This window comes from Bacillus sp. FSL K6-3200, from assembly GCF_038630485.1.
Taxonomy (GTDB): Bacteria; Bacillota; Bacilli; order Bacillales; family Bacillaceae; genus Bacillus; species Bacillus safensis.
On record NZ_CP152032.1, the window covers coordinates 1,123,870 to 1,139,942 of the forward strand.

15 protein-coding genes are annotated in these 16,073 nt (G+C 44.0%); 2 read left to right on the forward strand and 13 right to left on the reverse strand.

Annotated elements, in window-relative coordinates; translation table 11 throughout:
- Positions 1 to 38: 38 nt before the first annotated feature.
- From aroD to MHI60_RS05605, 5 genes are all read right to left on the reverse strand, one after another.
- On the reverse strand, positions 39 to 812 hold the full coding sequence (gene aroD / locus MHI60_RS05585; RefSeq protein WP_144485930.1) for a type I 3-dehydroquinate dehydratase: 774 nt from the start codon (positions 810 to 812) through the stop codon (positions 39 to 41).
- An 8-nt stretch (positions 813 to 820) separates the two neighbouring features.
- Positions 821 to 2,254 carry an aldehyde dehydrogenase family protein gene (locus MHI60_RS05590; RefSeq protein WP_144485932.1) on the reverse strand — a complete coding sequence of 478 codons (1,434 nt, stop codon included), beginning with the start codon at positions 2,252 to 2,254 and terminating at the stop codon, positions 821 to 823.
- Entirely contained in the window at positions 2,251 to 3,108 is an 858-nt protein-coding gene (locus MHI60_RS05595) for a citryl-CoA lyase (RefSeq protein WP_144485934.1), read from the reverse strand. Before MHI60_RS05595 ends, MHI60_RS05590 begins: the two co-directional genes overlap by 4 nt.
- A gap of 318 nt (positions 3,109 to 3,426) precedes the next feature.
- Positions 3,427 to 4,248 carry an ammonia-dependent NAD(+) synthetase gene (nadE, locus tag MHI60_RS05600; protein ID WP_024427249.1) on the reverse strand — a complete coding sequence of 274 codons (822 nt, stop codon included), beginning with the start codon at positions 4,246 to 4,248 and terminating at the stop codon, positions 3,427 to 3,429.
- Between the two features lie 198 nt (positions 4,249 to 4,446).
- Entirely contained in the window at positions 4,447 to 5,043 is a 597-nt protein-coding gene (locus MHI60_RS05605; protein ID WP_048238148.1) for an urea carboxylase-associated family protein, read from the reverse strand.
- Positions 5,044 to 5,122: 79 nt separating this feature from the next.
- Between MHI60_RS05605 and MHI60_RS05610 the strand changes: the two genes are divergently transcribed.
- Positions 5,123 to 6,472 (forward strand): amino acid permease, encoded by a 1,350-nt coding sequence (locus MHI60_RS05610; RefSeq protein WP_046313762.1) that lies wholly within the window; start codon positions 5,123 to 5,125, stop codon positions 6,470 to 6,472.
- On the opposite strand, the gene MHI60_RS05615 is transcribed toward MHI60_RS05610, so the two are convergent.
- The 7 genes from MHI60_RS05615 to MHI60_RS05645 form a co-directional block, all read right to left on the reverse strand.
- Entirely contained in the window at positions 6,467 to 7,225 is a 759-nt protein-coding gene (locus MHI60_RS05615) for a YqcI/YcgG family protein (protein WP_144485938.1), read from the reverse strand. The genes MHI60_RS05610 and MHI60_RS05615 overlap by 6 nt on opposite strands.
- Before the next feature lie 192 nt (positions 7,226 to 7,417).
- Positions 7,418 to 7,801: a UPF0715 family protein gene (locus MHI60_RS05620; RefSeq protein ID WP_186437341.1), complete on the reverse strand. Its 384-nt coding sequence runs from the start codon at positions 7,799 to 7,801 to the stop codon at positions 7,418 to 7,420.
- 100 nt (positions 7,802 to 7,901) lie between these two features.
- The gene (locus MHI60_RS05625) at positions 7,902 to 8,531 is read right to left on the reverse strand and encodes a LysE family translocator (protein ID WP_144472820.1); all 630 of its coding nucleotides are present in this window, start codon (positions 8,529 to 8,531) and stop codon (positions 7,902 to 7,904) included.
- A gap of 109 nt (positions 8,532 to 8,640) precedes the next feature.
- A complete protein-coding gene (locus MHI60_RS05630) occupies positions 8,641 to 9,831 on the reverse strand; it encodes an MFS transporter (RefSeq protein WP_144485939.1) in 1,191 nt (396 codons plus the stop codon).
- A 54-nt stretch (positions 9,832 to 9,885) separates the two neighbouring features.
- Complete coding sequence (locus tag MHI60_RS05635) at positions 9,886 to 10,932, reverse strand: Gfo/Idh/MocA family oxidoreductase (RefSeq protein ID WP_144485942.1); 1,047 nt, start codon at positions 10,930 to 10,932, stop codon at positions 9,886 to 9,888.
- Complete coding sequence (locus tag MHI60_RS05640) at positions 10,929 to 11,795, reverse strand: HAD-IIB family hydrolase (protein WP_144485944.1); 867 nt, start codon at positions 11,793 to 11,795, stop codon at positions 10,929 to 10,931. The genes MHI60_RS05635 and MHI60_RS05640 overlap by 4 nt, the downstream gene beginning before the upstream one ends.
- Complete coding sequence (locus MHI60_RS05645; RefSeq protein WP_144485946.1) at positions 11,770 to 13,095, reverse strand: DegT/DnrJ/EryC1/StrS family aminotransferase; 1,326 nt, start codon at positions 13,093 to 13,095, stop codon at positions 11,770 to 11,772. Before MHI60_RS05645 ends, MHI60_RS05640 begins: the two co-directional genes overlap by 26 nt.
- Positions 13,096 to 13,204: 109 nt before the next feature.
- Between MHI60_RS05645 and MHI60_RS05650 the strand changes: the two genes are divergently transcribed.
- On the forward strand, positions 13,205 to 14,194 hold the full coding sequence (locus MHI60_RS05650) for a LacI family DNA-binding transcriptional regulator (RefSeq protein WP_144485948.1): 990 nt from the start codon (positions 13,205 to 13,207) through the stop codon (positions 14,192 to 14,194).
- Between the two features lie 243 nt (positions 14,195 to 14,437).
- On the opposite strand, the gene MHI60_RS05655 is transcribed toward MHI60_RS05650, so the two are convergent.
- The gene (locus tag MHI60_RS05655) at positions 14,438 to 16,060 is read right to left on the reverse strand and encodes an L-lactate permease (RefSeq protein ID WP_095407669.1); all 1,623 of its coding nucleotides are present in this window, start codon (positions 16,058 to 16,060) and stop codon (positions 14,438 to 14,440) included.
- Positions 16,061 to 16,073 lie beyond the last annotated feature (13 nt).

Below are 16,073 nucleotides of genomic sequence, written 5' to 3' on the forward strand. Positions count from 1 at the left end.
GTTTCTCTCCTCTCACGGTGCAGCTATGAATCTGCTACTCACTTATTCTTTGAAAACACAATAGATAGAACATTGTTCAAATCCTGTATTGCCACTTGCCCGGGAGCTGAGCTTTCTTTCCCTACAGCAAAGGTCATGACAGATCCAAAAAGTCCGCCAATCATTCTTGTAAAAGCCCCGTATTCCCCCATTGCCATCGAAATAACGGGAATTGACAGCTGCTTTTTCGCATGGCTGGTCGCCGAGAGCAGTGTTAATGCATCGTCATAGGAATGCGGCATCACTGCGATCTTTGCGATGTCGGCGCCGACTGATTCTGCATTGACGAATAACTGCACGAGACGATCTACCTCAGGGGTGCGCTGGAAATCGTGATACGACACAATCAAGGTGACCCCATTTCTTTTCGCCGCCTGACTGACTTGCTGTATATGTGTCACATCATGCATCAATTCATAATCAACGGCGTCCACAAGCTGTGTGGAACAAAGCTCGGCAAGCAAAGAAACCTTCTCAGATTCCGAAAGTGATGTACTTTCGCCGCCCTCCTTTTCAGAACGAATGGTGAATAAAAATGGGATGCCCTTTGCCTTTTCTACCATTCCCTTAAGGGTTTCTATCACTTGTTCCTTGTCATGAAGGTGATGAAAAAAATCCGCCCGCCACTCTATCACATCAGGCTTCTTCTCAGTTAACACCTCGACCTCATGAAACAATTCTTCCTTTGTTTGTCCGATGAGCGGCGTACAAATCATTGGCTGACCACCTGTCTGCACACTTTTTACCTTTTGCTGAAATGCATTCACATCCAACGCCCCTTTCACAGACCCTGTGGAAGCACGACCATTTTGGTTTCGGTCATCTCCTCGATGGCGAAACGCGGACCTTCTCTTCCAAGGCCACTTCGCTTAATCCCACCATAAGGCCAATGATCCAGTCTAAAATTCGATGTCCCATTGATGACAACCCCGCCAGTTTCAAGCTCTTTTGCTGCGTGCAATGCCACATCCAGCTGATTCGTAAAGATCCCTGCCTGCAACCCATATCGACTATCATTTGCTTCTTTAATTGCCTCCTCCAGCTCCTCATATGGGAGAATGCTGACAACTGGGCCGAACACTTCCTCACAGACGACCTTGGCCTGTTTCGGAGGGTTTAGCAAAATAGCCGGTGTGATGCTCGCTCCATTTCTTTTTCCCCCATATAAAAGCTGGGCACCCATACTCTCTGCCTCTTGTATCCACGCCTCAACACGCTGCGCGGCCTGAACATCGACCATACAGCCGATATCACTCTCACTGGACAGCGGATCTCCAACGACAAGCTGCTCTACTTTTTGTTTTAATACATCAGTAAACGACGACATCATTTCTTGGTGGACATAAATTCTTTGAACAGAGATACAGCTTTGACCAGAATTACTAAAGCCTGTTTTGGCACAAAGGGATGCGGCTTGTTCAATATCTGCATCGTGATGAACAATCGTCGCGCCATTCCCTCCGAGTTCGAGCAGTACCTTTTTTAATCCCGCAGAGGTTGTAATATGTTCTCCACCGGCAGCCCCACCGGTAAAAGAGATGAGATTCGTTCTTTCATCAGTGACTAACTGCTTCCCAGCATCGACTCCGCCAATTACAAGCTGCAATCCAGCCTCAGGAAATCCTGCTTCGAGAAGGAGTTCGACAAACGCTGTGGCAACAGCTGATGTTTGCGGTGCGGGCTTTAAAATGATGACATTCCCTCCCGCAAAGGCCGGACCGACTTTGTGGCAAATTAAATTGAGCGGTGCATTAAAAGGAGTAATCGCCAGCACAACTCCGACTGGTACTTTAAATGTCATGGCCATTGCTCCCTGTCCACGCGATGATACATTGCCAGGAATGGTCTCACCTATTAATCGATTCGCTTCTTCCGCCGATTGCGCCAGCGTCTCGATTGATCGCGAGACTTCATCTCTTGTATTTTTAAGCGGTTTGCCTAATTCTAGCGAAATAAGCTTTGCAAAATGGTCTTTTTGTTCTTCAAGCAAGGTGGCTGCTTTTGTTAGAAGCTTTGAGCGTTCGATTGCCGATATTCCCGCTATTTGTTTTTTAGCATGCTGCGCAATAGAAAGTGCTTGTTCTATGTCTTCTGATGAGGCGAGATAGGATGTACCGATCCTTTCTCCTGAATAAGGATTGATGATATCTGTTTTCACACGACCGGTATCAAGCCACTCGCCATTTATATATGACAACGCTCTCAAACTACTCAAATTTTCTCTCCCTCCTTAAAGTGCCGCGTTTCAGGTCCTGCATAACGAACCAATCTTTCTTCATTCGGACAAGGTCCTTTCACGAGGGCTCCCTTTGTCAGCTCCTCATATGCATGCGCCACGATACCCATTCCTCTGGATAAGGAAAAAATACCTTTTGCTGCTTCTGCTGGAATGTTTAATTCACATTGGATGGCAGCAGATACACCATCTATATTCATCGTGATTTTCTTCCCTTTCAGTTGTTCAAGCTCATGTCTAATCGCTTCGGCTAACCGTAAATATGTGCCGCTGATAAGACCTTGCTGGACATGTTTGTGACTCAGCTCATATAGACGTCTCACCCTCGGGTCATCATCATGAAGCTGATGGCCGATTCCCGGGATTTTTTCCTTGCGATTTAACCATGTTTGACACACTTGCTTTGCCGCAGAGTGTATATCCTTTTGATCATCGTAGATCGCTTTGGCCTCGTATAACATACACATGGCCTTCTCTCCAGCTCCGCCATGAATGTCACCTAATAGATTCACCCCTGTTGCAACAGAGGAATTAAACGAAATGCCGCAAGTCACCGCCATTCTAGCTGCTGCAATAGATGGTGCTCTTGGTCCATGGTCCGCACCTGCGACAAGAACACTTTCAAAAAGAGCTGCTTTAGAAGCATCCAATAATTCACCAACAAGCAGTAAATAGAGCATTTGTGGATACGACAATTCACCAATCAGTTCTTCAATCGGATACCCTCGAATTTCAATTGAATTTTTTTGAATATGACTAATCTCAGTCTCCCACCAAGCGCCTCCCTCTTTGTAAATTTCCAGTGCACTTCGATTTTTCATTGTGTGAATCATTCCTTTAGCTTCTTATTTGGAGGTGAACCACCCCTTTATTCCATCCAGTGGAATCTAATTTCACTTTTCGGAATGTGGTTTCATTGTAAGCGCATTCTTTTTATTCGTCAATTATTTTTTCTGAAAATACTGTCAATAGAAGTGAAATTAAGTGAATCGAACTAATTATATTTGCTTTTTTTGATCAAAAAAATTGATATTTAGTTAAATGGACTTAAGTAGATCGTTCTACTAATTTAATGAATTTTTGGTTATTTTGTCAAACCCAATTGAAATTCAACATAAAAAAACCTCTCCATCAATGGAGAGGTTTCTTTTTTATTTCCACCAGTCATCAAACATGGAAGCGGGTACTTGGCGTTTATGTTCTGATTGAACATAGCGCTTTTCAATCGCTTCTGCTGCTTGATCTGACACTGGTTTTCCTTCTAAGTAATCATCAATTTCACTGTACGTAATACCGAGTTCTGTTTCATCCGTTTGCTGAGGTTTGTCATCCAGCAGATCGGCTGTTGGTTTCTTTAAATACAAGCGTTCCGGTGCTTCTAGCGCTTCGAGTAGCGCCCGGCCTTGGCGTTTTGTCAGACCTGTGAGCGGAAGAACATCTGCACCGCCGTCACCATACTTCGTAAAGAAGCCGGTTACTGCTTCAGCTGCATGATCTGTACCGATGACAAGCAATCCTTCCTCACCACCGACAGCATATTGCGCGATCATTCTCATACGTGCTTTGACATTCCCTTTATTAAAGTCAGACAATGGTCCGCCCGTTTCCTTTTGATATTGATCACTGAATGCTGATACGGCAGGTGCAATATCATATTTCCACGATTTGTCTGGCTGAATAAATGATAGAGCGAGCTGTGCATCATCTTCATCCTGCTGCACACCGTGCGGAAGGCGTACCGCAATAAAGACAGCATCCTCTTTTCCTTCCTGACGAAGCTCACTGACAGCAAGCTGTGCAAGACGTCCGGCAAGCGTTGAATCCTGCCCGCCGCTAATGCCGAGAACGAATCCTTTTGCCCCGGTTTTTTTCAAGTATTCCTTTAGAAATCCAACCCGTTTTTCGATCTCCTGCTTTGGGTCAATTGAGGGCTGCACATGCAACTCTTGGCTGATCTTTTTCTGCAAACTCATACACTTTTCCTCCTAAGCATCCTCTACATGAAGAGAACAGGTTTTACTCACAATCCATTGATTTAACAACGTTTTTTGAATCTTCATTATACCATGTTTTCATCAAGAGCATTTTGTTAGACGTTCCCCTATTTCTTAGATGATCAAACATTCACAAGTGAAAAAGACCACGTCTTTATGGACTGGTCCTTTTCTTTATTAATCGATTTCTACCCGTATGGATGTACAGCTTGATCCATTACACTTCCCAATATCAGCAGGGCATGCAGACACGGCCACAATGAGATCCATTTCAGCCCTCAGGCGAATGTAGTCACCGGGCATCGATTTTGGCAGCTCCACAGACAGCTTTCCTTTTTCATCAATGACTGTATTCATAAAGGCATTAAAAGGATAGTACATATCCTCCTTTGGAATTCCAAAGGGCTCAAAAGCAGTCCGCAAATTGTCGTAGCATGTATGCATGACCTCTAAGTGCGTCCGGCCGTATAAAAGCTGATACATCTCTTGCCGGCAGGCGGGCATGTATAAATCATGGCACTCCACTGTATCTTCAATGATCGTAAACATCGGTTTATATAAATTAGAATAGAGCTTATCGCCTTTTTTCACTTTGGATGAAAATAGGCTGTCCATCGTCGCACCTTGGTCAAATTTTTCATAAAAATCCTTTTCATGATAGGCCATCACATCTGCTACTTGCTGGCCTTCGACATCAACCACTCGCATACATTGGCCTTTTCCTAAACGAAAGCCGTGTCTACCCTTCGGTAAAATGACGTATTCTCCGTTCATCACATGCACTCCTTTCCATGACAGTATGCCCAAAATATCCCCTTGATCATGTATAAAAAAAAGAGGCGGTCACAAGCTAATGTCATTGAAACAGAAAGGTGTTGCACTTGCATTGAAAGAAGAACAATCTTTATCTTGGTGGCAGCTTTCTCTCATCGGAGTCGGCTGTACAATTGGCACTGGGTTCTTCCTTGGCTCCAGCATCGCCATTACAAAGTCCGGTTATTCCGTCTGCATTTCCTTTTTGCTTGCTGCGGTCGGAACGTATCTCGTTTTTAAACATTTAGCTGCGATGACAGCCGATAACCCTGATAAAGGGTCGTTTTGTTCCTATGCTCGTAAAGCATACGGACGCTGGGCAGGGTTTAGCAATGGCTGGGTGTATTGGTTTGCAGAAATGCTGATTACCGGAAGTCAGTTAACAGCCATTTCTCTATTTACCCGCCACTGGTTTCCTTCTGTCCCGCTTTGGGTGTTTTCTGCGATTTATTCCGCTCTTGCCCTGCTCGTCATTATCATAGGGCTTTCTTCTTTTCAAAAGACAGAAAATGTTCTTGCGGTACTGAAGACAGCGGCGATTTTTCTGTTTATGATTCTTGCGGTGCTTGTGTTATTCGGCATTTTGACAGAACATAAACCGACCCTGCATCTGCCTAACAAAGATCACGAATGGATGCCTCTTGGTCCGCTTGGTCTTTGGAATGGATTGATTTATGCGTTTTATGCATTTGGGGGAATTGAAGTCATGGGTCTGATGGCGGTTCATTTAAAGGACCCGAAGGATGCGGCAAAGGCTGGACGTGTCATGCTGATCATTCTAGCGGTCATCTATATCGTCTCGATCGGACTTGCTCTCTTGCTTGTCCCAGTGACAGCCTTTAATGAGAACAGCAGTCCATTTATTACTTCATTAGAGCCGTTTCATTTATCGATCTTTCTTCATATCTTTAATGGTATTTTCATCATTGCCGGTTTTTCGACATTGGTTGCCTCTCTCTATGCGGTCACAACACTGCTCGGCACGATGTCAGAGCATCAAGATGCACCTGCTTGCTTTAAACAAAAAGATCCATCTCATGTAAGATGGTCTTCGATTATCTTAACTGCTGCTGGCTTAATTGTCTCGATTCTGCTTGCACTCTTTTTGTCCAAACACATATACGAGCATCTCACAACAGCAGCTGGTCTTACCCTGCTGTACACATGGATCTTTATTCTGTTCTCAAGTAAAAAGTTATCTAAGCCATCCACTCGCCAAACGTGCGAAATGATTCTTGCGCTGCTCTTAATTGGAGCCGCCGTTTCAGGCACATTAACAGAGGCAAGCGGACGACCTGGCTTTTTTATCAGCCTTGGGATCATTGCAGTGATTGCCATCATGGTGCTATTTATGAGGAAAAAGTGGAAGCAGGATCAGACCGCATCATAATTTCATCATGTTTTTTAATGCAGTAAATGGACATTTGGCGGAGGCTGGTTTCTCCGCCTCTTCATCAGGGAGAAAGTATTGCTTCCATTCATGATTGGCCGGGTCACCGTACCATTTTAATGATGGATGAACACTGACCTCATCATATGCTTTGAGCCGCTTGCGAACGAGCTGGCTCATTTTTTGTCCAAACTTTGTCGACCCATTCAATTTCTCAAACACCCATCTAGGCTGAAACGCCATCAAGAGATAAGGGAAGTGGCGGCTTTTTCTGAGTTTGTGAGCAGGTGTGGAACACAAAATAAAATACGCTTCACCATGGAAGCAATACTCCCACTCATGATGATGAGTATCTAGCGGAATCTCCTCAGGCCACGGTTCTTCATCTTTTTGATGCAGCCGTTGAAGCAGCGACCAAAACTGCTGCTCAAACTCTTCAAGCGAGCTTTCCTTTAAATCCTGCGGTGTTTCAAAAAAACAAATAAATGAAGCATATTGACCGGTTTCTTTCGCACAGCCTTGATATTCTTTCAGCAGCTGGGCTAATTCATCAACTTCTTCCTCTTTCCTAGGGTCACCGACAAACCCATAGCGTAAATGATCGAGAAAAAATCCCTGTCTTCCGGGTACACAAGGGAATGTATCTGCTTCATCTCCTACCATCTCGCCAAATTGTGTGAAAGCATCCTGCTTCCATTCTTCTAGTGATCGTAGATTTTGATCAAGGCAACTTTTTGCATACAGCTGGGCCATTTCCTTCCACCTCGTTTTAGCGTCTTCTCCATAGCCTATGAGGTGCAAATAGCTGTTGTGACTGTCCTTCCAAGACTTTCCTAGCGCATGACAAGATGGGGTTTCCCTTCAAATTGAGCAGGTATTTGTTTCTTTTATTCTATTATGTATGATCAGACTAGTGTAAATTAATAGAGAGCCTTTCCGTCATACCTACGATCGATTCTTCATCAAAAAGACGGAATCCAGCACCCAATAAATAAGGGCTGCGCAGAAGCTAAACAGATAGACTTTATAGCTGATGAACACAACAAGCCCATAATCAATCCATAAAGCCAAAGCCGAACAAACCACCCATGCCGCAACAAAATAAATCAATAAGTCACGGCTTCGAAACCTTTTAGGATGCCGGTGTAAAACAAGCTGAATCGGTGCAGCAAAAATGACATAAGCGAGCAAAATGAACAGACTGGTCATCTCCACATAACTAAAGCCCACTTCAGGCGGCATGAATAAAAACGTATAAACGAACGTTGCTGTGATGACTGATAAAATCAACATACACACATAGTTGAATACTGGCAAAAGCATACGCATAGCAGAAGCTCCTTCAAACCATTTTCTATTCCATCATTATTCAAGAATGTGTTATTTCTGTCAATTCTTACAAAAAAGACTTAATATGTCAGTCTTTTTTCTACCCAATCAACGCCATAATTCCTTGATACCCAAAATAGGCGCCGAAACCAAGTAAAGATAAACCTGCAAGAACGGATAAGCCATGTAAAACACGTTCACTTAAATAACGCCTGAACGAACTAGCAAGCAGCGCCATGCTGAAATCCCAGATCAGCATGCCGATAAAAATAGCCAAACTGTACATGAGCATTTGGGAAGCTCCATACTTTTCGATCGTATTGGCTAAGATGCTGCCATAGATGCCAAGCCAAAACAAAATACTGAGCGGATTAGATAGAGAAATAAAAAATCCAGTCATGAACGATTTGCCAATTGATGTGTTTTCGCTGTCCTTTTTCGGACTCTCTTGCAAATTGATTTTACGCAGACTTTCAATGCCGGTATAGGTCAAAACGAAAAAGCCGAACAGCCACAAAAAGGTTTTGACAAGAGGTGCAGTCAAAAGCTGGGCGACACCAAAATAGATGAGAAGCATATAGACAATATCCGCAGCCATAGCCCCCACACCAAAAATCCACGCATGCCAAAATCCACTTTTAATCCCTCTGTCGATTTGGGCTGCATTGACTGGCCCAACAGGCGCTGAAAGTGACAACCCTAAAAAGATATAACCAAAAAACACCGCCACATAGACGTCCTCCTTTTGATGCTGACTTGTACATGTTATTCAAACTTTCTGCGTTTTAGTACAAGTCCTTTGTCATCATTTCAGGTGGACTAGCCGTAGGGTCATTCGCTTAGCGGTCTGCTTTCAGTGCCGACTGCTGCGCGTGTACCGTTTCTTTTTTCTTAGAACGATTCATTTGAATTGCAGCTGCAAACAGAAGAACAGCTAAGAAGGCAAAGACAAAGACGGCACTTGCCGCTCCTGCCCATTCCAAACTAAATCCAATCAAAAAGGACAAGCAGGCTCCGCCTAAGCTCGCGGCTGCAATAAAATAACTCGTCGCCTCATCGATGGCATTTTCAATCATTAAGGCAGATGCTGTCAGTGCGATTGGGAACATGCCAGCTGCGCAAAGGCCGATGAAAAAGATGAGGATCAGCTGCGCGGCGATGTGGGTTGTCAGAGCGAATATCACAAGCAGCAGAATCATAAGTGATGCGCTTAGCTTTAAAAAACGCAGCGGATGCAGCTGATCAGCTTTTCTCGCAATCACGGTTCTGCCGATGACGATCGCTGTCCAGAAAGTAGAGACCGCAAAGAGGCCCCAATTTTCTCCCCCTTTTTCCAGCATGATCGACGGCAAAAAGTTCGCAAAGTTCGTTTCAATTCCTGCGTAGAAAAAGGCAAAGCAAATCATAATGACCACGATCATTCGATTGTTTCGATCAACAAGTAAAGACGGTTTCCGCGTCCCCCCTGTGGAGGGAGCATCCATCTGTCCATGAGGCAGTTTGTTCATAAAAACCAGCCAGAGCATGAGGAAAAATGTCAGCGCACCCACCTGAAATAAAAACACATACTGCCATGTCTGTTCTGTGACAGTCAGCAGAATCACTAGCGGAAATAACAGCGCACCTAATCCAAAAAAGACCTCCATAATACTGATTCGCTTTGCACTATTAGCCATCGAAATGACATACGCACCGGCTGTTGTCTCAAGACTGCCAGCGCCGCTCCCAAGAAAAAAACCTGCCAGCACAAGCGTTGTCCAGCCCGGCACCAACAGCCCCAGCAGAAGTGAGCCGATCATCAGCAAAAGACCCATCGTCAGCACAGCGCCATAGCCTTTTTTTCTCACTAGAATGGGGGATAACAGAACACCTGTCAAAAAACCAATAAACTGAAAAAAAATTAAAGATGATAATTCCCCGGGACCCTTATCGTAACTCGACAGCAAATAAGGCGTTAAGCTGCCAAAAAACACATGAATGGTCCCAATAAAAAAATAAAAGACACAGCCAAAATAAAATACCTTTTTCATCTTTTCACTTCCTCTAAAAAGGAGCGGAGTCATCACATCCTCCGCTCCACCTCTTTAATATGCCTGGGCAGAGACAACTGCCTCTTCCCTCTCAAAGCATGTATTGAGCGCAGCCTGTGCGCGATACCCATCTTCAAAATCAGCGACCTTCATATGAGATGGGTATGGATCTGTATTCACCCAATGCATCAGCTGATCGCGGAATGTATCGGACCATCCGTAAAATTCATTTGGCGGATCTGTCAGCAAGGTTTGCGGCATTTGATGACGTTCCACACACAATCCATCACTGATCTCATATTCGTTTTTCATGTTTGTATGGTATTTGAATACCTTGTCATGACCAACGACTTCTACACTAAATCCACATTCTTCAGGCTGCGTGCTTTTGGATGTCACCAAATGAAAGAACACTTGATTTTCCATCTGTCCGAAAATTTCGGTATGATCATCCACCTGAACCTTTTTATCTTCTTTTTCCTTTACGTGTGTCAGCATCTTGGTATTAAGTGATTCTTTCTTCATTTCACTGCCAAATAAGTACCACAGCATATCAATCAAATGAATACCAAGATCCCCTAATGCACCGCTCGTACGCAGACTTTCTCCGCTGTCTCTCCATGAAAATGTCTTTCTTCTAAGGGCACTGTTTTTCTTAAAATGAGTTCTGACGGTTAAAATGCGGCCTAATTCACCGTTAGCAATCAAGTTCTTCAATATATTCACAAAGGATAAATAACGATAGTTAAAGCCCATACTGGCTTGAACTTGGAACTGTTTGGCTGTCTCCACCATTTCCTTCGCTTCCTTCAGCGACACAGCCATCGGTTTTTCACATAAAATCGGCTGTCCTGCTCTTAGCGATTGAAGGGCATGGTCCTTGTGACAAAAATTAGGAGAAGCAATGATCAACCCATCAGATGCATCTGCCAGTGTCTCAATACTTGAATACACACGTCCGCCGTACTGTTTAATGAATCCCTGTGCAACTGACTCGTGCAAATCATAGACACCGGATAATTCTGCACCTTTGATCGTTGATAATGCTCTTGCATGTGCTTTTGCAATATTCCCTGCTCCAACAATTCCAATTTTCTTCATGAATGTGCCTCCTCATGTTTATACATCACTGTTTTCAGTGTTTCATAGATTCCTTTTGCATACCCATGATGACAAATTTGGTGATGGTGCCGTTTGGCTTCGGCTGTCGCATTTTGGACAAGGAAACCGTGCGTGACGGATTGAAGCATCCGCAAATCGTTCCCGCTATCACCAAAGGCAAAGCCTTGATCTTTCGATAAATCATATTGGTTCAGCATAAAACGGACAATTTCATCCTTCCCTGTTCCGACTGGTAAAAAATCGACATCATAGCAATCCGCAGGATCTCCTGCAAGCGGGTTGCATTTGTTGATGTTGACTGCCACGCCTCGCTCTTTAGCAAGTGTTTGGATAAATGATAGATGATGAAGATCCGTCCGCTCATCCTGCTCCTGATAATAGAAATTCTTCTTATACCCTGAGCTGCCCAGCTGCGTTTGCGGTCTAAGGGAAATTCCCTTTTCTCGGATGGTTTCCAGGATGTCTTCGATTTTTTCATCTGAAAAGCCCTGCGCATCCAGCCGCTTCATCCACTCTGCATCTGTCTGTCCAAAATGAGCATCTGACGTATATACAATCTCAGTCCCTAAGTTCGACGCAATGAAATGCGGGAATTGATGAAAACCGCCTTTTTTCATTTTGCTCGTGACAGAATCGAGACTGCTTCCCGTCACCCAGCCCAGCAAGAGCTGTCCCGCTTCACTCTTTTCTGCTACAAAGGCTTCCAGCCGCTTGATATCCTCTCTCTGTTCCTCTGTCATTCCGTGAGAATAATAGGTTTCATCAAAGTCACAGAAGACGATCCACTGCGGATTCTTCGGCTGATTCAGCAGTTTTTTATTGAATGGAAGACTTGATAACATGTTGAACCCCCTCGATGACCTTCTCCTGATCTTGCAGCGGCATTCCTGGATAAAGCGGCAAGTGAAGTAATTGCTGCGCTGCTTTTTCCGTGTGTGGAAGTGTCGTTTGTCTATATTTTTGAGAAACAAGATTTGTTTGATGCTGATGCGATAGAATCGGGTAATAGACATCAGTCTCTATGCCCATTTCCAACAATTTCGCTGCCAGTTCATCTCGGTCTCCCTTCAGTACTCGGATCGGGAATAGATGCCATACATGATCATCCGTCAGCTTCGGAAGCTTCATATATCCTTCATCCTCAAGCGTTTGCAGCTGATCAATGTATCGCTTTGCTAAGTAAAAACGTTTAAAGTTTTGCAATCCTAGATACTTCATTCGTTCGAGTCCGATCGCTGCCTGCAAATTATCAATTTTGGAATTAAAGCCGTAGTCACTGCGTTTGACATTTTTCTTTCCAGCTTCAAATCCGTGATAGCTGATCTCCATGCATTTTTCCGCTAGTGCCTCATCATTTGTAGCGATGGCTCCTGCCTTTCCGCAGACCCCAAGGTTTTTGTATGGATTAAAGCTGAGAACAAGTCCATCTCCATAAGCACCAAGTCCGCTGCTGCCAATCGCTTGACAGCCATCTTCAATGATTTTCAACCCATGCTGTTTCGCAATCGCCGAAATCACCTTCATATCTGCTTGCTTTCCATATAAATGAACCGGTAGTATGGCTACCGTTTTATCTGTGATATGCTTCTCAATTTCACTCGGTGCCAAGCAGTAGGTTTCTGGATCGATATCGGCATACACCGGAACAGCCCCAATGGCAAGCACTGCATTTTCTGTTGCAGCAAAGCTATTGGCTGGCAAAATCACTTCGTCTCCTGGATGGACGCCTGCTGATATGAGACTGATCATCAATGCATCTGTTCCACTTGACGTGGCAATGACATATTTTTTCCCTAAGTACTCAGCAATCGCCTTTTCAAACGTCGGAATATATGGCCCTGAAGTAAAACGGCCAGAGCTCAATACTTCCTTCAGCACCAGCATAATATCATCGATTTCATCCTCTGAAATCAGTTTGTCAACTGGCAGAAACGGTATCTTTTTTTCCTTATTTTGTTTATAATGGAAGAGAATTTTTTCCAAACCTGTGCGCTCTATATCTTGCTCAAGGAACGTCACCAGCTTTTCATTTGCTAGATGCTTTTCAACTGAATCAGCCTTTACTTGAACACCTTGATTGATCATATCCAGCAAAGGAAGATAATCCTTGCTTTTACCTGATATCTTCGTCAATATTTGCATTCCATTCCCTCCAATTAATCAATTCCTTTTGTTAATATTTAACTTGTTTCACATTGTAAATGATGTTATCGATTTCAGAACAATAACTTTGTGTAAAGGATTTGTTAATATGTGTACAATTTATGAAATTGCCAAACGCTGCGGGGTTTCAACCACCACCGTTTCCAGAGTGCTAAACCATCACCCATATGTGTCAGAAGAAAAGCGGCAGCTCATTTTACAGGTGATGAAAGAAATGGAATATACACCGAGTTCAGCAGCCCGCACACTAAGGTCACATCAGACAAAAACCATTGCTGTGTCTGTTCCAGCTGTGGACCATCCTTTTTTTGCACAATTGATTAAAGGCATTTCAAAGGAAGCCCTGGATCAAGGATATAAAGCCATCGTGCTTCAGACGTTTTATCAACAAGCATTAGAGCTTGAAGGGCTTCAATTATTGAAAAGAAAAGAAGTCGATGGGGTCATATTGGGGGCATTAGAAAATCAGTGGGAAAAGATCGAGCCATATTTAACAAACGGCCCCATTGTCATGGCAAATGAATATCATCAAACAGCAAACATCCCGATTATCGGATACGATGAACGGGAAGCCGCCTATAAAGCGGTCGACTACTTGATTCGGTCGGGGCGAAAAGCGATTGGATTTTGCTTTGATACAGAAAGCAGTGAAGCGCAGAAACAAAGGAAACAGGGCTATCTTGATGCACTCTCTGCTCACGGTTTGCCGCTGCAAGATGATTGGCTGTTTGGAGAGGCCTTTACCATTGAAGACGGCTTTCGCTTAATGGATGTCATCCATCACATGAACAATGCGCCTGATGCCATTTTCACCGGCAATGATCAAGTCGCAGCAGGGCTCATTAAACAGGCCATTTCATATGGCTATCAAATCCCCGAGGATCTAGCGGTCATCGGCTATGACAACCAAGACATATGTGAGGTGACAGCTCCAACGATCACCACGATTGACATACCGATCGTAGAGCTTGGCCAGCGGTCTGTACAGCAAATGATCGCCCTCCTGCAAGACCAAAAACCATTACAGCGCGAACATATCCAGCTGCCTACCCGGCTCGTGACAAGAGAATCTACATAAAGAAAAAGACTGAGAGAAATCTCAGTCTTTCAGATTGTTGACAAAGGGCTAAAATGATTTTGATTTTAGCCCTTTGTCTTCTTTTCAGCGTGATAGAAAACCTTTGCAGTCTAGGAAGGACGAGCAGCGGAGCGGAGCGAATTTGACATTCGTGAGCACCGGAGCGCAGACCTGACACCGAATGCGAGGGTTTGTCTACACGCTGAGACTGAGAGAGATCTCAGTCTTTTCTAATCTATCAACCTATACAAATTGAGCAAGAATGAATGTCCATATACATACAATACCGAGCAGGATGAAACTGTACTTCACGGTCTTTTTGAAGAGCTCAGATTCTTTCCCTGTTTCTCCAACAGCTGCTGTAGCGATAGCGATAGATTGTGGAGAAATTAATTTCGCCATCACACCACCGGTCGTATTCGCCCCAATTAACAAACCTGCCTGTGAGCCGATTTGAGAAGCAGTGACCGCTTGAAGGTTACCGAATAAGGCGTTGTTACTCACAACAGACCCCGTAATAAACACGCCGATCCAGCCAAGCACCGGGCTGACAAGCGGGAACAAATCGCCTGTTTTGGCAAGAGCAAGTCCAATGGCTGAACTTAGTCCAGCAAAGTTCGCCAGGTTGGCAAAGCCCATGACAAAACAAATAGTCAGAACAGGAATCCAAAGCTCTTTCACCGCTGCTTTTAAGCAGACAGCGCCTTCTGTTAATGTAATATGTCTGCTAAACAGCCCTGTCAGCATGACCGCAATCAGAATGGCAGTACCCGTTGCACTGATGACATCAATTTTAAAGATCGCATCAATAGGTGTTTCTGTTTGTGCAATTGGTGGTAATTTCACAATTTGCTGATGTAAAAACGGCATTTTCACTATAATGGTCGTCCAGTTAAGCGGTCCTCCTACAGCAAACAATGCTTTAAATGCTGGCAGACTCCATACTGTAATAACAGCAGTTAAAATATAGAACGGAGACCATGCTTTCAGTATTTCAACACCGCGATACGTTTGTTTCTGTTCAATATCTGGCGCTCCTTCTTCTCGATAAATGTGTTTTGGCTGCCATTTCCGAAGAAATAAAGCCAAAATCCCCATACTTGCTAATGCAGAAATAATATTGGCAAGCTCAGGACCCATCGTCACCATTGTGACAGCTTGCAAAATGGCATAGGTTCCACTCACAACAAGCAAGGCTGGCAGAGTTTCTTTGATTCCTTTGAAGCCATCTACAATCAGAATAAGGAGAAACGGAATACAGAATGAAATAAACGGGATCGTATATACAAGGGTTTGAGATAACGCAAGCGGCGTCATATTGCCCATTTGCGCCCCTGTAATCACTGGGATGCCCACAGCACCAAATGCGCCAGATGCAGCATTGGCAATTAAGCAGAGCATCGCAGCTTTCAGCGGTTTAAACCCAAGCTCTGTTAAGAGAGCGGCACTGATCGCAATCGGTACACCAAACCCAGCAGCTCCCTCTAAAAATGCATTAAAGCTAAAACCAATTAATAAGAGCTGAAGACGTTGATCTTGAGAGATTCCTGCAATACTAGAACGAATGACATCGAACTTACCAGATTTCACAGCAATTTTATAGAGCCATACCGCCATGATGACGATATATCCAATTGGCCACAGTCCATTAGATATACCGAGCAGCACAGCAGATAATGCCTTTTCAACTGGCATATGAAAGAAGAAAACAGCTGTTACAAAACTGACGATTAAGGTAAAACAAGCGGCTAAAACACCTTTTAGCTTAAAAACGGTTAATGCAAGAAGGAAAAACAAGATTGGGAGCATTGCCACCAATGCACTGACGAATTCATTACCAAACGGATCATATATTTGCTGCCACATAGTGATTCATCCT